This window comes from Ruegeria sp. CI1 (genome assembly GCF_056536925.1).
Genome location: NZ_JBQFQP010000002.1, coordinates 147,114 through 167,426 on the forward strand (window position 1 = coordinate 147,114; position 20,313 = coordinate 167,426).

Annotated in this window: 20 protein-coding genes; 11 read left to right on the forward strand and 9 right to left on the reverse strand. The window is 63.3% G+C overall.

All coding sequences use genetic code 11. From position 1 onward, the window contains the following. Positions 1-26 precede the first annotated feature (26 nt). From ACR0LZ_RS02675 to glmM, 4 genes are all read left to right on the forward strand, one after another. On the forward strand, positions 27-1,403 hold the full coding sequence (locus ACR0LZ_RS02675; RefSeq protein WP_480748229.1) for a multicopper oxidase family protein: 1,377 nt from the start codon (positions 27-29) through the stop codon (positions 1,401-1,403). A 103-nt stretch (positions 1,404-1,506) separates the two neighbouring features. After that, on the forward strand, positions 1,507-2,427 hold the full coding sequence (locus ACR0LZ_RS02680; RefSeq protein WP_480748230.1) for a dihydroneopterin aldolase: 921 nt from the start codon (positions 1,507-1,509) through the stop codon (positions 2,425-2,427). Further along, positions 2,424-3,422 (forward strand): dihydropteroate synthase, encoded by a 999-nt coding sequence (folP, locus tag ACR0LZ_RS02685; RefSeq protein WP_480748231.1) that lies wholly within the window; start codon positions 2,424-2,426, stop codon positions 3,420-3,422. Before ACR0LZ_RS02680 ends, folP begins: the two co-directional genes overlap by 4 nt. A 31-nt stretch (positions 3,423-3,453) precedes the next feature. Beyond that, the gene (gene glmM, locus ACR0LZ_RS02690) at positions 3,454-4,800 is read left to right on the forward strand and encodes a phosphoglucosamine mutase (RefSeq protein ID WP_480748232.1); all 1,347 of its coding nucleotides are present in this window, start codon (positions 3,454-3,456) and stop codon (positions 4,798-4,800) included. Here glmM and ACR0LZ_RS02695 read toward each other — a convergent pair. Both ACR0LZ_RS02695 and ilvC read right to left on the reverse strand, forming a co-directional pair. Further along, positions 4,792-5,715 (reverse strand): DMT family transporter, encoded by a 924-nt coding sequence (locus ACR0LZ_RS02695; protein ID WP_480748233.1) that lies wholly within the window; start codon positions 5,713-5,715, stop codon positions 4,792-4,794. The two genes, glmM and ACR0LZ_RS02695, sit on opposite strands and share 9 nt — an antisense overlap. Positions 5,716-5,837: 122 nt before the next feature. Beyond that, positions 5,838-6,860, reverse strand: coding sequence for a ketol-acid reductoisomerase (gene ilvC, locus ACR0LZ_RS02700; protein WP_480748234.1), 1,023 nt, complete (start codon positions 6,858-6,860; stop codon positions 5,838-5,840). Positions 6,861-6,991: 131 nt separating this feature from the next. On the opposite strand from ilvC, the gene ACR0LZ_RS02705 reads away from it, so the two are divergent. Next, a complete protein-coding gene (locus ACR0LZ_RS02705) occupies positions 6,992-7,447 on the forward strand; it encodes an Lrp/AsnC family transcriptional regulator (protein ID WP_480748235.1) in 456 nt (151 codons plus the stop codon). After that, positions 7,444-7,902: an Lrp/AsnC family transcriptional regulator gene (locus ACR0LZ_RS02710; RefSeq protein ID WP_480748236.1), complete on the forward strand. Its 459-nt coding sequence runs from the start codon at positions 7,444-7,446 to the stop codon at positions 7,900-7,902. The genes ACR0LZ_RS02705 and ACR0LZ_RS02710 overlap by 4 nt, the downstream gene beginning before the upstream one ends. A gap of 6 nt (positions 7,903-7,908) precedes the next feature. Here the strand turns inward: ACR0LZ_RS02710 and ACR0LZ_RS02715 are convergent, their stop codons facing one another. Next, positions 7,909-8,610 (reverse strand): GntR family transcriptional regulator, encoded by a 702-nt coding sequence (locus ACR0LZ_RS02715; protein ID WP_480748237.1) that lies wholly within the window; start codon positions 8,608-8,610, stop codon positions 7,909-7,911. Between the two features lie 266 nt (positions 8,611-8,876). Between ACR0LZ_RS02715 and ACR0LZ_RS02720 the strand changes: the two genes are divergently transcribed. Then, positions 8,877-10,004 carry an aminotransferase class V-fold PLP-dependent enzyme gene (locus ACR0LZ_RS02720; RefSeq protein ID WP_480748238.1) on the forward strand — a complete coding sequence of 376 codons (1,128 nt, stop codon included), beginning with the start codon at positions 8,877-8,879 and terminating at the stop codon, positions 10,002-10,004. 30 nt (positions 10,005-10,034) lie between these two features. On the opposite strand, the gene ACR0LZ_RS02725 is transcribed toward ACR0LZ_RS02720, so the two are convergent. Both ACR0LZ_RS02725 and ACR0LZ_RS02730 read right to left on the reverse strand, forming a co-directional pair. Beyond that, positions 10,035-11,231: a UbiH/UbiF family hydroxylase gene (locus tag ACR0LZ_RS02725; RefSeq protein ID WP_480748239.1), complete on the reverse strand. Its 1,197-nt coding sequence runs from the start codon at positions 11,229-11,231 to the stop codon at positions 10,035-10,037. A gap of 79 nt (positions 11,232-11,310) precedes the next feature. Next, entirely contained in the window at positions 11,311-11,955 is a 645-nt protein-coding gene (locus ACR0LZ_RS02730; protein ID WP_480748240.1) for a pyrimidine 5'-nucleotidase, read from the reverse strand. Between the two features lie 95 nt (positions 11,956-12,050). On the opposite strand from ACR0LZ_RS02730, the gene ACR0LZ_RS02735 reads away from it, so the two are divergent. Next, a complete protein-coding gene (locus ACR0LZ_RS02735; RefSeq protein WP_480748241.1) occupies positions 12,051-12,701 on the forward strand; it encodes a GntR family transcriptional regulator in 651 nt (216 codons plus the stop codon). Between the two features lie 3 nt (positions 12,702-12,704). Here ACR0LZ_RS02735 and ACR0LZ_RS02740 read toward each other — a convergent pair whose 3' ends face one another. Further along, positions 12,705-14,591: a glycosyltransferase gene (locus ACR0LZ_RS02740; protein ID WP_480748242.1), complete on the reverse strand. Its 1,887-nt coding sequence runs from the start codon at positions 14,589-14,591 to the stop codon at positions 12,705-12,707. 81 nt (positions 14,592-14,672) lie between these two features. Beyond that, on the reverse strand, positions 14,673-15,839 hold the full coding sequence (carA, locus tag ACR0LZ_RS02745; RefSeq protein WP_480748243.1) for a glutamine-hydrolyzing carbamoyl-phosphate synthase small subunit: 1,167 nt from the start codon (positions 15,837-15,839) through the stop codon (positions 14,673-14,675). Positions 15,840-16,022: 183 nt separating this feature from the next. Here carA and ACR0LZ_RS02750 point away from each other — a divergent pair, with 183 nt between their 5' ends. Then, positions 16,023-16,505 carry a GatB/YqeY domain-containing protein gene (locus ACR0LZ_RS02750; protein ID WP_480748244.1) on the forward strand — a complete coding sequence of 161 codons (483 nt, stop codon included), beginning with the start codon at positions 16,023-16,025 and terminating at the stop codon, positions 16,503-16,505. Positions 16,506-16,529: 24 nt separating this feature from the next. Here the strand turns inward: ACR0LZ_RS02750 and ACR0LZ_RS02755 are convergent, their stop codons facing one another. Both ACR0LZ_RS02755 and ACR0LZ_RS02760 read right to left on the reverse strand, forming a co-directional pair. After that, positions 16,530-17,018: a DUF2244 domain-containing protein gene (locus ACR0LZ_RS02755; protein WP_480748245.1), complete on the reverse strand. Its 489-nt coding sequence runs from the start codon at positions 17,016-17,018 to the stop codon at positions 16,530-16,532. A 56-nt stretch (positions 17,019-17,074) separates the two neighbouring features. Further along, on the reverse strand, positions 17,075-17,674 hold the full coding sequence (locus ACR0LZ_RS02760) for a DsbA family protein (protein ID WP_480748246.1): 600 nt from the start codon (positions 17,672-17,674) through the stop codon (positions 17,075-17,077). Positions 17,675-18,148: 474 nt separating this feature from the next. Here ACR0LZ_RS02760 and ACR0LZ_RS02765 point away from each other — a divergent pair, with 474 nt between their 5' ends. Both ACR0LZ_RS02765 and ACR0LZ_RS02770 read left to right on the forward strand, forming a co-directional pair. Then, positions 18,149-18,565, forward strand: a complete 417-nt coding sequence (locus ACR0LZ_RS02765) for a universal stress protein (protein ID WP_480748247.1) — start codon at positions 18,149-18,151, stop codon at positions 18,563-18,565. A gap of 46 nt (positions 18,566-18,611) precedes the next feature. Further along, positions 18,612-20,267: a BCCT family transporter gene (locus ACR0LZ_RS02770; RefSeq protein WP_480748248.1), complete on the forward strand. Its 1,656-nt coding sequence runs from the start codon at positions 18,612-18,614 to the stop codon at positions 20,265-20,267. The last annotated feature ends 46 nt before the right edge of the window (positions 20,268-20,313 follow it).

Here is a 20,313-nt window from a genome sequence, read left to right on the forward strand (position 1 = left end):
CTATATTGCGGTTCAGGAGGACCGCGATGAAACTCACCCGGCGGCAGGTACTGGCAGCTTCGGCTGCAATGGCGGCGTTTCCCGTTCGCGCAAGGGCGGCTTTGCCCGTTCTCGAAGCGCGCGAGGCAATTCAGCAGATCGCGCCCGACAGCTATGATCCCACGCAGATCTGGGGCTTTGACGGCACCGCGCCGGGGCCGGAAATCCGGGTCAGGCAGGGGGGCCGCGTACAGCGGCGTATCCTCAACTCGTTGCCGCAACCGACCTCGGTTCACTGGCATGGTATCCACATCGACAACGCCATGGATGGGGTGCCGGGCCTGACACAGGACCCCATTCGGCCCGGCGAAAGCTTCGATTACGACTTTACCGTGCCCGACGCCGGAACCTACTGGTATCACGCGCACAATCAGACAGTCGAGCAGGTGGCCAGGGGGCTGCACGGACCGCTGATCGTCGACGAACCGGTTGCCCCGGATATCGACCGGGACCTGACACTGGCGCTGGACGACTGGCGCCTGTCGCCCGAAACCGCGCAGATTACCGAAGATTTCGACAACGGGCATGACCTCAGCCATGCCGGGCGCCTCGGTAACCTTCTGACTGTCAACGGCCGTTTCGATCCGGGTTTCGACATTTCCACCAATGACCGGCTGCGGCTGCGGCTTATCAACGTGGCCAATGCGCGCGTGTTCGATCTTGGGCTCGACGGGCTGGATGGCTGGATCGTGGCGCTTGATGGTATGCCGCTGGATCAGCCGCAACGGGTCAACGGCTCCTTCCCGCTGGCCCCGGCGCAGCGTGTCGACCTGCTTGTCGATGTCACAGCCGAACCCGGCTTGACGGCCAGTCTCGTCAGCATCGAAAGGGACGGGGGTTTTGGTCTGGCCCGGTTCGACGTGCGTGGTCAGAACACTCAGAACCGCCGCAACACACCGGCTCCGCTGCCGCCCAATTCGGTCGGGCAGGGGCTGAGCCTTGACGACGCACCGCTGCACCGGATGGCGATGCAGGGCGGCGCAATGCGCTGGCTGGATCACGCGCAGATCGACGGCGTTGATCTGACAGGTCAGGAACTGGCCGAACTGGGCCGGTTCTGGGCGCTGAACGGACAGGCGGCAAGGCCAGCCGACCCGTTCCTCGACGCCTCGCGCGGCAGTTCGCACCGGATCGAGTTCGTGAACGACACCGCGTTTTTCCATGCCATGCATCTGCATGGCCACCATTTCCGCCTGATCCAGCCCGATGGTTCTTTGGGTCCGTGGCGCGATACGGTTCTGGTTGCGCCCGGCGAAACCCGTCAGGTCGCGCTGATGGCGGACAATCCGGGCGACTGGCTGTTGCATTGCCACATGCTTGGGCACGCGGCTTCTGGTATGATGAGCTGGTTCAGGGTCTCCTGACGACGTATTCTGTCGCTGGTGTGGCGTTTGTGAAGCTGTTATAGGCTGCCGCAACGTCTATCTAGGGCGGACCCGTCCATCGAGCCGAAAAAAGGCCAGATCTATGAGTTCTGAAATCCGCCTCGCATTTGCGCACCCGTCCGAACGCTCCGAAGCCACCGCGCCGCGCGGGCCGCTGGACCGTATCTCGTTGCGTGACCACATCGTCGAGGTCGAGATTGGCGCCTTTCAGGCCGAGCGCGGCACCACCCAGCGCATCTGTTTCAATATCGTGGTCGAGGTCAAACCCCTGACCGGGCCGATTGATGACGATGTCGACCGCATCCTGTCCTATGACCGGGTGACCGAGGCCATCGCACATGAGCTGTCCGCAGAACGCCTAAACCTGCTGGAAACACTGGCCGAGCGTGTAGCGGAACGCATTCTGCTTGAACCTCAGGCCGTAAGGGCCTTTGTCCGCATCGAAAAACTTGATCGTGGCCCCGGCGCATTGGGGGTCGAGATCGTGCGCGGCAAAGACAAGCTCCATCATGACGTCGCCGCCGAGGAACGCCCCCATCCCCGCCTCGTCTTCCTGTCGAACGAGGCGATTTCGTCGCCCAACCTGACGGCATGGATCGACCAGCTGGAACATCGCAGGCGCCCGCTGATCCTGTGCGTCGGGGCCTCGCCACTTGCGGTGCCACAGACCGGGCACGCAATGACCCAGCGCCGGATCGATCTTCTGGCCATCGAACAGAACGCCTGGGTTCTGGCAGCGCGCGATCACCGCTGCGTTGTCGTCTCGACCCGGACCGAACTGGACTGGGCCATGAAGAACGGCCAGATCTGCGTCTGGGCGCCGTCCAAGATCGTGCTCGACGCGGTGGACGGCCCCTCGGCCAAACGCGCTGATGCCGTGGCGCTGTCGGCCTGGTTTGCGGCAACCTTCGAAGCCAGTGAAATGCTGGTGATCGGCGGCAATCTGCCGGAAGAGGCCAGCGTGCCCCTGCGCCAGATTCCGGTGGAGAAGGCCCAACTGTGAGCGACTTCTACCGCCCACTGGTGCAACAGGGCCAGACGCAGCCCGATGGGGCCGTCCCGCTGGCCGGGACGGATATGTGGTTCACCCATGCCGAAAGACTTGACCGAAACGCCCCCGCGTCCGTCATCGAGGCGCGCGCGATCCCGGCGCAGGCACTCGACCGGCTGATCGCGCCCCGTGCCCCGGTCGCCGGTCTGGGTATGGGCCAGCCGCAGATCATGGGGGTCATCAACACCACGCCGGACAGTTTTTCCGATGGAGGGCGGCACGACACCGTCGAAACCGCCCGCGCGGCAGCGCTCGAAATGGTGGCGCATGGGGCAACGCTTCTGGATATTGGCGGCGAATCCACCCGGCCCGGTTCGCAGACCGTGGCCATCGCCGAGGAAATCGCACGCACCGTTCCCATAATCACGGCCATCCGCGCCGAAACGGATACGGCAATCTCGATCGACACCCGCAAGACGGCTGTGGCGCAGGCCGCTGTTGCGGCGGGGGCCACCCTCGTCAATGACGTTTCGGGTTTCGTGTTCGATCCCGATCTCGCGCCCTATTGCGCCGCGCATCAGCTGCCGGTCTGTGTCATGCACATGCAGGGCGATCCGGCGACAATGCAGAACAAGCCACACTATGACAACGTGCTGCTCGACGTGTACGATTTTCTTGAATCTCAGGTCTCCCGACTTGAGGCTCAGGGCCTTTCACGGTCGAACATCGTGGTCGATCCGGGGATCGGCTTTGGCAAGACCGAGGCGCACAACCTGACCCTGCTGCGCAATCTCAGCCTGTTTCACGGTCTGGGCTGCCCGATCCTGTTGGGCGTGTCCCGCAAGGGCTTCATCGGGCGGATCGGCAAGGAACCACGCGCCGACGCCCGCGCACCGGGTTCTATCGCAGTAGCGCTGGCCGGGTTGGCGCAGGGGGTTCAGATAATCCGCGTGCATGACGTCAGGGAAACCGCGCAGGCCTTGCGCCTTTGGGCCGCAGTCCGGTAATCCTGTCGCCAGCAGCTAACGGAGGCACATGATGCGCAAGTTGTTCGGCACCGACGGGGTGCGGGGAACTGCCAATACCTATCCGATGACGGCGGAACTGGCCTTGCGCATGGGCGCGGCGGTGGGGCGGTATTTCCGCCGCGACGCCTCGGGTGTGCACCGGGTCGTGATTGGCAAGGATACCCGCCTGTCGGGTTACATGTTCGAAAACGCGCTGACCGCGGGGCTGACCTCGACCGGCATGAACGTGCTGCTGCTGGGGCCGGTGCCGACACCCGCCGTCGGGCTGATGACCCGCTCGATGCGGGCCGATCTGGGCGTGATGATCTCGGCCAGCCACAACCCGGCCCAGGACAACGGGATCAAGTTTTTCGGCCCCGATGGCTTCAAGCTTTCCGATCAGGCTGAAATCGAAATCGAACGGCTGATCGAAGAAGGTGTGAGGCCGGCGCAGGCGCACAACATCGGCCGCGCGCGCCGGGTCGATGACGCCCGGTTCCGCTATGGCGAGCGGGTGAAATCCTCGCTGCCGCGGGATCTGCGGCTCGACGGCCTGAAAGTGGTGATCGACTGCGCCAACGGCGCGGCTCACCGCACCGCGCCCGAAGTGTTGTGGGAACTTGGGGCCGATGTCATCCCGGTGGGCGTTGCGCCCGACGGCAAGAACATCAACCTGGGCTGCGGCTCCACCCAGCCTCGCGTCGCCGCCGAAACGGTGGTCGCACATGGTGCCGACGTCGGCATTTGTCTTGATGGCGATGCCGACCGTGTTGTCGTCATTGACGAAACTGGCGCGGTGGCCGATGGCGATCAGCTGATGGCGCTGCTCGCCACACGCTGGGCCGCCGAGGGCCAACTCAGCGGCGGCGCGCTTGTGGCGACCGTCATGTCCAACCTTGGCCTCGAACGCCACCTTGGCAGTCAGGGCTTGCGGCTGGAGCGCACCGCCGTGGGCGACCGCTATGTGGTCGAGCGGATGCGCGAAGGCGGCTTCAACCTGGGCGGCGAGCAATCTGGCCATATCGTCATGAGCGATTATGCCACCACCGGCGACGGGTTGATGGCGGGGCTGCATTTCCTGGCCGAAATGGTGGCGTCGGGCCGTCGCGCGTCGGAACTGGCACGTCAGTTCACACCGGTGCCGCAGCTTCTGAAAAACGTGCGCTTTGACGCGGGCCAGACACCCCTGGACCTGCCCGAAGTGCAGCGTGCAATTGCCGATGCCGAAGGGGCGCTGAACGGCAAGGGGCGCCTCTTGATCCGTAAATCCGGCACCGAACCGCTGATCCGCGTGATGGCGGAATGCGAAGACGAGGGCCTGCTGGAGCAAACGGTGGATTCGGTGGTGAACGCGGTTTCGGGGGCGGTCTCAGCCTGACCGCCCGAACAGCCGCCTCAGCGCGCCATACTGGCTGAGGCCGACCCCCGACAGGATCAGCAACAGTGCCCAAATCAGGGTCGGGGGCATTGGCTCCCCCAGAAATACGGCCCCCAGAACAACAGCCCAGACCGGCACCTGATAGTTCGTCAGGCTCATGAAAACCGGCCCGGCGGTGCGCACCACAGTCACCCGCAGGATATTGGCCGCCGCCGTCGGCACCAAACCCAGAAACGCCGCCAGCCACAGCGTGCGCTGATCCGGCAGCACGGGTGGCCCGTCCACCGCCCAGGCCATCGGCACGATCGCCACCGCGCCAATCAGCAACAGAACCGTGGACAGGCCGATCGGATCGACCGGCGGCAACCGCCGCAGCAGGATCGAGGCCACCGCATAACAGGCCGCAGCCGTCAGGCAGGCCAGCCGCCCCGGCAACTCGCGCACATCGCCCGAGCTTTCGAACGCCTGCGACCCGATCAACAGCGCCACCCCGGCAAAACCGATAACAAAGCCCAAGCTGCGCCGCAGGGTCATCCGTTCGCCGGGGACAAAGAAATGCGCCAGCGGGACCACCATCAGCGCGATCGAGGCCATCGAAACCCCGGTAAAGCCCGAGGTGACATATTGCTGCCCCCACGAGATCAATGAAAACGGAATGGCCGAATTGAGCAGGGCGATGCCAATCAGGGAAATCAGGCCCTCCCTGCCCAGCGGTTCGCGGAACAGCCTGCCGCCCAGGGCCTGCCAGACCGTAAGGCTCAGCACCGCGCCAAAACCGATGCGAAAGGCCGCCAGCCAGAATGGCGTCATCTGTTCCAGCACCAGCTCGATGATCAGGAACGTCCCGCCCCAGACAAAACCCAGCGTGGCGACCATCAACCAGCTTTTCGTCGTGATCTCAGGTCGTTGGTCCATAGGCCCCTCAATACTCGAGCGAAACCAGACAGGCGCCGCAATCCCATGTCAACGGATTTCATCTCGCCCGGAAACAAAAAAGGGCGCCGCTGGGCGCCCTTTGTCTTGCGTCGGAACCGTGATCAGTTCTTCGACTTGTCGACCATCTTGCCGGCCGAGATCCACGGCATCATGCCGCGCAGCTTTTCGCCGACCTGTTCGATCTGATGCTCGTCATTGGCCCGGCGCGATGCCTTGATCGTCGGCTGGCCAACCGCATTCTCCAGCATGAAATCGCGGACGAACTTGCCCTGCTGGATGTCGTTCAGAACTTCTTTCATGGCCTTCTTGGTCTGCTCATAGGGCAGGATGCGCGGGCCGGTGACATACTGGCCGTATTCGGCGGTGTTCGAGATCGAGTAATCCATGTTGGCAATGCCGCCTTCATAGATCAGGTCGACGATCAGCTTCACTTCGTGCAGACATTCGAAATAGGCCATCTCGGGGGCATAGCCCGCCTCGACCAGCGTCTCGAAACCGCAGCGGATCAGTTCGACCAGACCACCGCACAGAACCGCCTGTTCGCCGAACAGGTCGGTTTCGCATTCCTCGCGGAAGTTTGTCTCGATGATGCCCGAGCGGCCGCCGCCGATGGCGGAGCAATAGGACAGGCCGGTTTCCAGCGCCTTGCCGGTGGCGTCGGTGTGAACCGCAACCAGACAGGGCACGCCGCCGCCCTTGACATATTCGCCGCGCACGGTGTGGCCGGGGCCCTTGGGCGCCATCATGATGACGTCCACGCCCTCTTTCGGCTCGATCAGGCCGAAATGCACGTTCAGGCCGTGGGCAAACGCGATGGCGGCACCCGGACGGATGTTGTCATGCACGTATTTCTTGTAGGTCTCGGCCTGCAGTTCGTCGGGCATGGTGAACATGATGACGTCGCACCAGGCCGCCGCTTCGGCGATGCCCATCACCTGCAGACCTTCGGCTTCGGCCTTCTTGGCGGATGCCGAGCCTTCGCGCAGCGCGACGACCAGGTTCTTGGCGCCCGAGTCGCGCAGGTTCAGCGCATGGGCGTGGCCCTGGCTGCCATAGCCCAGGATGGCCACTTTCTTGTCCTTGATCAGGTTGATGTCGCAATCGCGATCGTAATAGACGCGCATGATGCCGGTCCTTTCTGTTTCGATTGCTGCGCTTTTACCGCCAGTTTCGGGTATTGGCGAGAGCGCTGGGATTGAGTAATTGTGAAAAAGGCGAAGAACTATTCGTCAAAATACGAGATTGCGAAAGATACATGCTTGACGATATCGACCGCCGGATTCTGCGCCATTATCAGGCCGATCCAAGCCTCTCGACCGCCGAACTGGCCGAGCGCAGCCGCATCACTTCGGGCGTGTGCTGGCGGCGGATCGAAAAGATGCAGGCGGCGGGGATCATCGAGGGGCAGGAGGCGGTGATCGACTGGCGGGCGCTGGGCTATGCGGTCGAGGTCAGCTTGCGCGTCACGCTCGACAAGACCCAGCCACGCGCCTTTGACGAGTTCATCGCAGCGGCGCGGCAGGTACCCGAGGCGATCGAGATCCAGACCTTTCTGGGCCGGGTCGATGTGCGCCTGTCAGTGATCGCCCGCGACATGCCCCATTATCAGCAACTCTATCGCGACCGCATCCTGACCCTGCCGCATATCGCCGATATCGAGGCGCTGATGCATATCGCTCGGGTAAAGCGTGACGAGGTGCTGCCGGTATGATCGAGCTGGACGAAATCGACCGCAAGCTGCTGCGGGCGCTGGCCCAGGACGCCACCCAAAGTGCTGGCGCGCTGGGCCGCCGCCTTGGCCTGTCGCAACCCGCCACATGGCGGCGGATCAGGCGGCTGGAAGAAGCGGGGGTGATCAAGGGCCGCCGTCTGCGCCTGAACGCCGAGGCGCTGGGATTCGGCGTGACGGTGTTTCTGGGTGTCAAACTGGCGCGCAAGGGGCAGGTCAGCCTGGAAGATTTCGAACGCGCCGTCAGCGCCATCCCCGAAGTGCAGACCGTGGAGCATGTGCTGGGGCTCTACGACTATCGTCTGCGCGTCGTGGCGCGGGACCTGTCGGATTTCGAACGCGTCCTGCGGCGGCGGATCATGACGCTGCCCGGCGCCGGCGATGTCGAGGCCAACGTCCTGCTGAGCGAGGAGCGGCTGCCCGGACCGATCGGATAGATGGCCTCAATACTGGCTGCTGATCCTGAACCCTGGATGATGGGTCATCCGGGCAAAGGTCACCGGCGTGCCGTTCAGCCAGGTCATGCGCTCGGTCTGCAGCACCGGTGCGCCGGGCGTGGTGCCCATGAATTCGGCAAGGCGCCCGTCGGTTCCGATGGCGGAAAAGGTGACAGTCGCCTCGGCGAACGGGGCGGCGTTCAGCAGCCACTCATGCGGGCCGGAGCGGCTGAAGTCGGCCTGTTCCACATCGGGCACCGCCGCGATGTTGATCCAGCGTTCTTCCAGTTGAAACGGGCGGTTGTCGGCGTAATGCATGCACAACAGGTGCAGCACCGGGGCATCATTGGGCAAGCCCAGTTGCGAGGCCAGCCAGGCGGGGCTGGTCAGCACTTTCCTCTCCACCAGCGCATATCGGTATTGGGAATTTCGATCTTCGACCGTCTGGCGGGCCAGCGCGATTTCCAGCCGGGCCTGTTTCGCGGGTGATCGCTTGACCCTTGTGCCGCTTTTTCGCTTGCGCTCGACAAACCCCAGTTCGGCCAGTTCCCGCAATGCGCGGTTGACGGTTGCCCGGGCGCAGCCGAACTCTTCGGCCAGTTCCGCTTCCGTCGGCAGGATCGCCCCCTGCGGCCAAATGCGATATTCAATCCTGCGTTTAACTTCATCTCTAATAAGTTGAAAACTAATGCGTTTTTGCGCCGTCACTGGTAACTCCGTACATTCATGTTCTGGCTGCATACATCTGTTCAGAAACACGTCTAAGTGTAAAGGCATGGTGACACTGTATGGTGCCATTTCTGTAATCTCTCGTTATCAAACGTTAATATTTCTTTGCCATCAGGCGGTTATCAAATTGTGGTGACCGTGAAATCGCCCCAGGTGTCGATAATCGCGGTTTTCTGACGAATTCCTGCTTTACCTGTCGTCAGGCCGAGGTCAGAAAAGGGGGACCGCGTCAGAAAGGACAGAACATGCCCGCGCTGCTTGATACCGTTGACCCCGAAGGTCTCGAAGAATTCTCCGTGGTTTTCACCGACCGCTCCCTGAATCACATGTCCGCGACCTTTCAGCAGGTCATGCGGGACATTTCGGCCATGCTGCGCGACGTCTACAATGCCGATGCCGTCGCGGTGATCCCCGGCGGCGGCACCTATGGGATGGAGGCGGTGGCCCGGCAGTTCGCGCGCGGTGCCAACGTTCTGGTGGTGCGCAACGGCTGGTTCTCCTATCGCTGGAGCCAGATTTTCGAAACCGGTGGCCTCACCGCCAGCACGACGGTGATGAAGGCGCGTCAGACCGGCAACGCCACACCGTCTCCCTTTGCCCCCGCACCGATTGAAGAGGTCGTGGCCACCATCCGCGAGCAAAAGCCGGATATCGTCTTTGCCCCGCATGTGGAAACCGCCGCCGGGGTGATTCTTCCGGATGACTACATCACCGCCATGGCGGCCGCGGCGCACGAGGTCGGCGCGCTGATGGTGCTGGATTGCATCGCCTCGGGCTGCGTCTGGGTCGACATGAAGGCTACCGGCGTCGATGTCCTGATCTCGGCCCCGCAAAAGGGCTGGAGCGCCTCGCCCTGTGCCGGTCTCGTGATGCTGTCGGAACGGGCCGAGACCCGGTTGGCCGAGACCACCTCGGACAGTTTCGCCATCGACCTCAGGAAATGGCGCGACATCATGAAAGCCTACGAGGGCGGCGGGCATGCCTATCACGCCACCATGCCCACGGATGCGTTGCGCGCCTTCCGCGACACCATGGCCGAAACCCGCGAATACGGTTTCGACAGGCTGCGCGATGCGCAATGGGCGCTGGGCAACGGCGTGCGGGCGATGCTGAAGGACAAGGGCATCACGTCCGTGGCCGCCGAAGGCTTTGGCGCGCCGGGCGTGGTGGTCAGCTATACCAGCGATCCCGAGGTGCAGAACGGCAGGAAATTCGCCGCGCTGGGCATGCAGATCGCCGCCGGGGTGCCGCTGCAATGTGATGAACCGCAGGGGTTCAGCACCTTCCGCCTCGGCCTGTTCGGCCTCGACAAGCTTTATGACGTCGATGGCACGATCGGTCGGTTGAAACGGGTTCTGGATCAGGTGCTCTGAACGGCTGGCGGGCTTCGACCCGCCCGCGCGTCACCGCACGCCAAGCCCCATCTGCATCAGCGTCTTGCGCACCGGGGCCAGCGAGTAAAGCGCGCTCAGCCCCAGCGCCCGCGCATCCCGCAAGGGGCGCACTTCCATCATCGAGGCGCGGTTCAGCAGGTCGATCCCCCTGACCCTCACCGCGATCTCGTTGTGCCGCGCCTTGTGATAGGCCTCCAGCATGTCCGCGTCGCCCAATCCCTCGGGCCGCGCCTGCGCCAGATCCAGCAGCGACCGCAGATCGCCCAGCGACATGTTCAGCCCCTGCGCTCCGATGGGCGGCACCACATGCGCGGCTTCGGCCATCAGCGCCACCCGCTCACCCGCCAGCCGCTCTGCCGACTGGCTGATGATGGGCCAGATGGTGCGGCGCGAGGCCAGTTTCAGCGGTCCGAACAATCCGCACGACCGCTCGGTCATCGCCGCCTCGAACGCCTCGGGCTTCATCTGCATCAGGTCCAGCGCTTTTGGTCCCCGTTCCATCCAGACGATCGCCGATGACGGCTGGCTCTGCCAGTCCGGCAGCGGCACCAGCGTGAACGGCCCGCCCGAGCGGTGGATCTCGGTCGAGACATTGTCGTGCGGGATAGTGTGGGTCACCGCAAAGGCCAGCGCCTTCTGACCATAGCGGGTGGTGTGAGCGCCAATGCCCGCCGCCTCGCGCATGGGCGAGTTGCGCCCGTCTGCCGCAAGCACCAGCTTGCATGTCACGCGGGCGCCATCGCTCAGGCCGACACGGGCCTCAGCCATCCGGGTGAACAGGCTGGTGGTTGCGGTTCCGGGGCGGAAATCGACATTTGGCAATTCGGTCAACCGGGCCAACATCTCGCGCCTGAGCAGCCAGTTGGGCAGGTTCCACCCGAATGGCTGGTCCGAGATGTCGGCAGCATTGAAATCCCGGACCACGCGGGGTTCGGGCACCTCGCCGCCGGCGTCGACGATGCGCATGATTTGCAGCGGCGCGGCATGCTCGGCCAGTCGCGCCCAAAGCCCGCATTGCTCCAGCAGGCCGCGCGCGGGCTGCAGAAACGCCGTGGTGCGCAGGTCCGACCCTTCGGCGTCGCGCTCTGTCACCGGCAGGGCAGGGTCGACGCAGACCACATCGAATCCGGCGGCACCAAATGCGGCCGCCGCCGTCAGCCCGGCGATGCCGCCACCGGAAATCAGGATGTCACAGCTGGTCTTCATGGCAAAATCTCCGTTCCGGCCGGACCCTAGGCGGTTTCGCAACCCGGTGCCAAGTGACATCCTGTCCCGTGCGCGTGTCTCAGACCAGCCGCGACAGGAACGCGGTCAGATCGTCGGTGTGATGATGGATATGATCTGCCGGATGATGCTCGGGCGCCACATGTACCGTGCGCATCCCCATCTCGTGCGGCGCGGCCAGGTTTCGGGCGTCATCCTCGAACATCGCGGCCTGCGCGGCGTCGATGCCGTCACGGGCGAATATCGCCTCGAACGCCGCCCGCTCGGGCTTGGGCCGGTATCCGGCATGTTCGACGCCATAGATCGCGTCGAACAGCCCGCTCAGCCCGCGCGCCGCCAGCACCCGTTCGGCATAGGGCGCGCTGCCGTTGGTATAGACGATCCGGCGCCCCGGCAGCGACCGGATATGGTTTGCAAGGGCGGTATCCGCCTCCATATGGCTCATGTCGACCTGATGCACCGCAACCAGATAAGGATCGGGGTCCAGGTCATGTTCCGCCATCAGACCGGCCAGCGTGGTGCCGTATTGCCGCCAGTATTGCGACCGCAGCCGGTCTGCCTCGGCCCGGTCCACCCTCAGCGCATCCATGACATATTGCGTCATCAGCACCTCGATCTGGTCGAACAGGCGCATGTGCGGCGGATAAAGGGTGTTGTCCAGATCGAACACCCATTGCGTGACATGAAAGAATGCAGGCTTCACCATGCGTGCCGGTTTAGGCCGGACATGGTCGGATTTCAATCTTGATTGCAGGCACACCCGGCGGATAGACAGGTCCGAACAGGGAGCCAGATGACACCATGAGCCAGAGCCGCCAGTCCAACACCGACGCCTACAGCCTGATCCTCGAAGCGATCGACGTAGGCATCTACAAACCCGGTGACCGTCTGGTCGAAAGCGAACTGGCCGATCGGTTCGGTGTGTCACGCACGCCCATTCGCGAAGCCCTGCAACGGCTGGAAACCCAATCGCTACTGGAACGCGACGGGCGCTCGCTGATCGTGGCCTCGCTGGATCACAATCAGATGGCCGAGCTTTACGTGGTGCGCCGCGAGCTCGAGGGGCTGGCCGCGCGCCTTGCCGCCAAGCATGCCACCGACGAAGAGATCCGGGTACTGCGCGACATGGTTCAGGAGGATGACGCGCTGGTCAACGACCCTTCGGCGCTGTCACGGGCGAACCGGAGGTTTCACGAACAGATCCACCTGGCATCGCACAATCGCTATCTGGTGCAGCAACTGGACCTGGTGCATCGCACCATGGCGTTGATGGCCACCACGTCGCTGGCCGCGCAAGGGCGCGGCGAGGTGGCGCAAAGCGAACACAAGGGCATTGTCGAGGCGATTGCCGCGCGCGACGAGGATGCGGCGCAGCTGGCGCTCAAGGAACATATCTCCATCGCCTTCATGACCCGGCTCAAGCAGGACGCCGACAAGCGCGAGCGTCAATAGGTCTCAACCGGGCACGCATTCCTCTCCGGCTTGTCCGTGCTGGGTCTTGTCCCAGAAATAGGGCTTGATCGCCAGTTCCCACAGCGCCTTGTATGCGGCGATGACGCCGAACGGGAAATACAACACCATCGTCGGTACCCACGGCATCAGGAACCGTCGGCGCTCGGATGACACGGCGGTCAGTCCGACAATCAGGTTGACGGCTTCGGCAAAGATGAAGAACCCGATCATGGCGGTGATGATGCCTGCGGGAAACACCCCGGCCAGCGGATGCGGCAGCCCGAACAGCATCAGCCAGAACGACCACAGAACCGGCGCCAGCAGGAACTGACCCACCGTGCCCAGAAAAAACGCCTGAACCCCCAGAAACCGTTTCAACCCCAGCTCGCCCAACAGCTTGCGCGGCGCGCGCATGTGCACAAGATAGGTCACCATGAACCCTTTCAGCCAGCGCGAGCGTTGGCGAACCCACGGCCAGAGGCGGAAGTTGGCCTCTTCATAGGTCACCGTGTCGAACACTTCGGTCCGGTATCCGGCGCGGCACAGCCGGACGCCCAGATCGGCATCCTCGGTCACGTTATGCGCGTCCCAGCCGCCCAGCGCCTCCAGTGCCTTGCGGCGAAAAAACAGCGTGGTGCCGCCCAGTGGGATCACCAGCCCAAATCGCGCCATGCCAGGCAGGACAACCCGGAACCAGCTGCAATACTCGATGGTGAAACAGCGCGACCGCCAATTGGTGCGCGGATTATAGTAATCCAGTATCCCCTGCAGGCACACCACATCCTCGGGCGCCTGCGCAAAGCGGGCGACCACATGCTCGATCTGGTCCGCGACCGGCGCGTCCTCGGCATCCCAGACCCCCACGATATCGCCTCGGCAGAAATCCAGCGCATAATTCATCGCGCGCGGCTTGGTGGTCAGGCCGTGGCTGTCGGGCACCTCGATCACCCGCATCCACGGCGGCAGCTGTGCCTGTGCCAGTGTGTCCCGGGTGATCCGGTCCTTTTCCTCCAGCACCAGAATGACATCCAGCAGGGTCTTGGGATAGGTCAGCCGGTTCAGGCGCGGGATCAGGTCGCCGACGATTTCACGCTCCTTGTACAGCGGCACCAGAACCGACACGCGCGGCAGCCGGGATTCGGGGCCGGGCCTGTGGCCTGTAGGCTCCGGCGCGTTCACCAGCGCATGCCCGGCCAATTGCCCCAGAATACCTACCACGCGCAGCGCGGTGAACAGGGCCAGCGTCACAACCGCCGCCACTGTCAAGGCGGCGAATGCGGGCAGCGGCGACGCCACCATGACGGCGACCAGCAAAAGCGCGACCAGGACAGATGGCAATCTCGAAACGGCATCCCAGTTGCGGCAGCTTTGCGCAGGTTCGACGCGCGTTTCCGCCGCCTTGGCCAGACTGTCCGCGAACTGGCGCGCAATGGCGCGGTCGATCTCATCTCTCCAGGCCAGAACCGGGATCGCCGTCACACCCGCCGCCGCCAGCCGGGCGCGTGGCGCGTCAAACAGGTCCGGGCGCGCCGTCGCGACCAGTACCAGCGGACCCAGCCGCATCCACGGAACCAGATTGTATTCCAGCCAGAACTCGGTGGGCATCAGCGCACAAAGCGCAGCAGTGGGGGCGGGCGCATCCAGCGCTGCGACCTGCAGACCATATTGCGTTGACAGCGCCGCCAGAACATCGCGCGTTTCCGCAAAACCCTCGGCAATCAGGATTTCCCCGATGGGGGCGTCCAGCCGTTCCTGAAGCGTCAGGGCATGAACAAGCTGGCTTTCGGTGATTGCGCCGCCTTCGACCAGATACCGGCCCAGCGGCTGCCTTGCCCGCGTCCCGGCGACGGGAAGCGCCTCCGACAATCTTTGCAGGTTCTGTTCACTCATTCCTCAACCCCGATGCAGGCGTCAGGCATCAGGGTTGAAGGAACAAGGTTAATGCGCGGTTAAGCTTGTTTTCGCTCGCGCTTATTCTGCGGTCTTGCGGGCAGTCATGGCGGTGGCGAAGCGCTCGAACAGGTAAAAACTGTCCTGCGGACCGGGCGAGGCTTCGGGGTGGTACTGCACCGAATAAACAGGCCGCTCCGCCATGCGGATACCGCAGTTCGAACCGTCGAACAGCGACCGATGGGTTTCGACCACGCCCTCGGGCAGGGTCTGCGCATCCACCGCAAAGCCGTGGTTCATCGAGGTGATCTCGACCTTGCCCGTTTCCAGATCCTTGACCGGATGGTTGGCGCCGTGATGGCCGTGGTTCATCTTGATGGTCTGACCGCCCAGCGCCAGCGCCAGCATCTGATGGCCCAGACAGATGCCGAACACCGGCAGATCGGTGGTGTCCAGGATCTGCTTGATCATCGGCACCGCGTATTCGCCGGTCGCTGCCGGGTCGCCGGGGCCGTTCGACAGGAACACGCCGTCTGGATCATGCGCCAGAACCTCCGCCGCGGTGGCGGTGGCGGGCAGAACGGTGACGTCGCACCCGGCCGAGGCCAGACAGCGCAGGATATTGCGCTTTGCACCGTAATCCAGCGCCACGACCTTGTGCTTGGGCGCTTCCTGACGGGAATAGCCATCGGGCCAGGCCCAGCGCATCTCGTCCCAGCGATAGCTTTGGGCGCAGGTGACCTTCCTGGCCAGGTCCATGCCTTCCAGCCCGGCAAAACCGCGCGCGGCAGCGATCAGCGCCGAGATATCGAACTGACCGTCGGGATCATGCGCCAGCGCCACATGCGGCGCGCCCTGCTGGCGGATCGCGCGGGTCAGGCGGCGGGTGTCGACGCCACCGATGGCGATCCGGCCCCGGCGCTCCAGCCATGTCTTGAGCTCTTCCGCCGCGCGCCAGTTCGACGCCTCGGTCGGGTCCCATTTCACCACCATCCCTTCGGCCACCGGATCGCCGGTCTCGTCATCCTCGGAGTTCACGCCGACATTGCCGATATGCGGAAAGGTAAAGGTCACGATCTGCCCGGCATAAGACGGGTCGGTCATGATCTCCTGATAGCCGGTCATCGCGGTGTTGAAGCACAGCTCGGCCACGGTCTGGCCTGTCGCTCCGAACCCGTGCCCGTAAAACAGCGTTCCATCGGCCAGTGCCAGACATGCGGTGGGCTTGGACGTGGCGTTCTGGGCCATGGCGCGACTCTCCTGCTGGGTAAATCGGCGCATACCTAAGGGTGTTGCGTCGTCGGGTCAAGTCCGTTCAATTTTTGCGGTATTCATAGATTTCAATGGCTTAGCTGTATTCACCCCCTGTTGTCTCATTCATTCTGTTTCTATATGGTCAGAGTTTCGGATCCATGGGGATGGGCAGAACATATGGATATGCGATCAAGGGTGAACACGGCCCTTAAGCAGGCAATGAAGGACAAGGCGACCGACCGATTGTCGACGCTTCGTCTGATCAACGCGGCAATCAAGGACAGGGATATCGCCACGCGCGGCTCGGGCAATGACGAGGCGCAGGGATGTGGTGACGCGGACGTGCTTGAAATCCTTGGGAAAATGACCAAGCAGCGCAAGGAAAGCGCGCGCGCCTATGAAGAGGGCGGGCGACTGGATCTGGCCGAGCGCGAGCGCCAGGAAATCGAGGTGATCGAAGAATTCCTGCCCAAGCAGCTGGACGATGACGAGGTGACACAGGCCATCAATGCCGCGATCACCGCCACCGGCGCGGGTTCGATCCGCGACATGGGCAAGGTCATGGGCGAGCTCAAGGCGCGCTATACCGGCCAGATGGATTTCGGCAAGGTCGGCCCCATGGTCAAGGACCAGCTCTGCGCCTCGAACGGCGATTGCTGACGACCGGCTTGTTCCGGGGCAGGCTCAGCCCCGGTCGCTGCTCAGTTTCACCAGCAGATCGTCGTACAGCGCGACGCGTTCGTCCTCGGACAGAAACGCGCCGATTTCCACCTCGCGCCCGCCGCCTTTCAGGGTGACATAGTTCGGCACCGGTCCGCCGTGCCGGTGCATCTCGGGGCGCGCCCAATAGCGGTTGCAATGCCATTCCTGCGCCCGCCCGCGCGGATTGTGCCGCACCAGCCGGGCCAGGCTGGGCGTCAGGGTCAGCACTTCCAGCATGCGCCGCTGCCGATAGTTCACTTCCAGCGCCAGCCACAGCCCCAGCACCACCAACAGCGTGAACGGCAGCAATCCCCACAACAGAACCGACCCCAGAACCGCCAGCAAAGGGATCAGCCCCATCGCAAAGATGCTCAGGACGATCGCGATCGCACCGCGCGGCGGCAGTGAATTATGCGGCCACAGATGCAGCTCCTGCACCGATTCCGAGTTCTGTTTCCAGCGATAAGGCATACATAAGAAATAGCATTTCAAGCCCGCCAGTCGAGAGCATTCCAGCGCGCCGGGGATCAGGTCACGTGACCCACCCGCGCCCAGGAAAACGCGTCGTCCAGACGGTCGTCGCCCCAGAACAGCTCACCCCGCACAACAAAGCTTGGCGCGCCGAACACGCCGTGCGAAACGGCTGTCTCGGTTTCCCGGTCCAGCGCCGCGACCGCCTCCGGTGCGCGCGCTCGCGCCAGAACCGGCATCGGGTCCTGATCGCAACGGTACAGCGCCTCCGACAGCGCGGCCTCGCTTCCCGCCTCCACGCCGTCCTCGAACCAGATGCGATAGAGGTTTTCGGTGAACCGCTCGCCCCAGCCCTCGGACATGCCCAAAAGCGCGACCTGATTGGCCAGCGCCAGATCCGAGATCGGGTAGGGGGCGGGCAGGTGCGCATGCAGGCCGTACTTGGCGGTCCTGCGCTCGATATCGCGCCACATATAGGCCGATTTGGCCGGTTTACCCGCAAAAGGCACGTTCTGCTGATCGGTCATGACCTTGCGCACATTGAACGGACGCCATCGAACCGTGGCATCGTGTTCCCGGCACCACTCCGGCAGGCGGGTCACCGTCAGAAATGTGTATGTACTTCCAATGGAATACCAAAAATCAATCTCGGGCATGAGCAAACCTCCTGAACGAAGCATGCGGCCAAGGGCAGAATACCCGATTTTCGCCTCTCTGGCTATTTCATGTGCGCCTGCCAAAACCCTGCGCACAGCGAAACCCCGTAGGACGGCATCGCGGTTTTCTGCCGTCACGACCAGCCTGCGCAGGACTGATAGCGACAGAGAGCAAACAAAGGGTTTACACAATCAGCCGGCGACCCGGATGTAAGCCTGATCCCGGCCCGACCGGGAAACGCGAATATATTGTCGCGATATCAATCAGGTATCCGGCGTATCGGCTCGCACAAACAGCCCGTCCATGTCTGCCTTGAACCCGGCTCGGGGGCCGGTTTTTGTCAGACCCGCCCAAGTTGTTCTATGCTTGGGGAATCGGTGGGCCACAAAACCGCCGAATTTGGCAGATGACGCGCGGGCGCCGTTTTCAAAAGCCAAGGTCTCACCCGACCCGCGCAGAAGGGAGAGGAAGACTTGTTCAAGCGAATTATGGCGCCGGTGGATCTGGCGCATATCGAGGGGTTGGCGCCCGCACTGGATTGTGCCGCTGATCTCGCCAAACATTACAACGTGCCCATTTCTTATGTCGGCGTGACGTCCTCGGCGCCAAGCTCTGTTGCGCATAATCCCGCAGAGTTCGGGCAAAAGCTGACAGCCTTTGCGCAAGGCCAGGCCGACAGGCACGGCATCGCCGTCGCCGCGCACCCGGTTGTTTCGCATGATCCTGCCATCGACGTGGATGACGCACTGATCCGGGCCATCGACGACACGGGGTCCGACCTTGTCGTCATGGCCAGCCACGTGCCGAACGTCATCGACTATATCTGGCCGTCGAACGGCGGAAAGCTTGCCGAGCACGCAAAATGCTCCGTGATGGTCATACGCGCTTGAGCGGCATGACCCGGTCACGAAACGAAAGGAACATGGGAGGTCGCACATGACCGACGAAAGCGCCAATCAAGGGATTCCCGCACCCGAAGGGTCATCCCACATCATCGAGACCGATTATGAAATCGGTCAGGACAACATTGAAACGACAATCGGGCCGATCGGGCTCGACATTCACAACCCGGTATTCCTGATTTCGGGCCTGTCCATCGTGGCCTTCGTGGCCTACGCATTGGTGGCACCGACCCAGGCGGGCGACTTTTTCGGCTGGCTGCGGCCTGCGCTGACCTCGACCTTCGATTGGTTTTTCCTGTGGTCGGCCAATATCTTCGTGCTGTTCTGCCTGATGCTGATCGTGACGCCTTATGGCTCGGTCCGCCTTGGCGGCAAGGACGCAACACCGGATTATGGCTATCCGGGCTGGTTCGCGATGCTCTTTGCCGCCGGCATGGGGATCGGCCTGATGTTCTTCGGAGTGCTGGAGCCGGTCTATTATTTCGGCACCCCCTGGGGTGACGAACCGCTTGGGGTCGTGCGCCCCTTCGACGAAAATGGCGTCCTGATCCCGGAAAATGTCGAGGCCGCGCGACGCATGGCGCTTGCGGCGACCTCCTATCACTGGGCGCTGCACCCCTGGGCGATCTACGCGGTGGTTGCACTTGCGCTGGCGCTGTTCACCTATAACAAGGGCCTGCCGCTGACGATCCGGTCGGCCTTCTATCCGATCTTCGGAGAACGCGTCTGGGGCTGGGTGGGGCATATCATCGACACGCTTGCGGTGTTTGCCACGCTCTTTGGTCTCGCCACATCCCTCGGCTTCGGCGCGCAACAGGCCAATGCCGGGCTCGAATACGTGTTCGGTTTCCCCAACAGCGTGACGGTTCAGGTGATCCTGATCATCGTGATCACGCTCGTCGCCCTTGGCTCGGTGCTTCGCGGCCTCGACGGCGGCGTCAAGGTGCTCTCCGAGATCAACATGGTCATCGCGCTTCTGCTGTTGCTGTTCGTGCTGTTCGCCGCCGGAGTGGGGTCGATCGTGTCCGAGTTCGGCAAGGGCGTCGTGGCCTATTTTCAGGAGGTCATCCCGCTGTCGAACCCGCACGGGCGTGAGGACACCGGATACCTGCAGGGCTGGACAGCCTTCTACTGGGCATGGTGGATTTCGTGGTCGCCGTTTGTCGGCATGTTCATCGCCCGCGTCAGCCGTGGCCGCACGGTACGCGAATTCGTGATCTGCGTGCTGCTGATCCCGTCCTTTGTCTGCATGTTCTGGATGGCGGTATTCGGCGGCGCGGCCATCGAACAGGTCATCGCCGACCCGGCCGGCAGCGCCGTCAAGGCCCAGGTGATCGACAGCTATAACCCGCCGTTGTCACTGTTCGCGATGCTGGGAAGCCTGCCGATGGCGGGGATCACCTCGGTCATTGGCATCGTGCTGGTCATCGTGTTCTTTGTCACCTCGTCCGATTCCGGCTCGCTGGTGATCGACACGATCACCGCTGGCGGCAAGATCGACGCCCCGATCCCCCAACGGGTGTTCTGGTGCACGTTCGAGGGCCTGGTTGCCATCGCGCTGCTGATCGGCGGCGGTCTGGGGGCCTTGCAGGCCATGGTCATCTCGACCGGTCTGCCCTTTACCGTCATCCTGCTTCTGATCTGCTGGGCAATCTTCAAGGGGCTGGTGCAAGAGCGACAGTCGCTCTGACGCTGGCACCGCACGCGACAAATTAAGGAAGGCCGCCCGCAAAGGC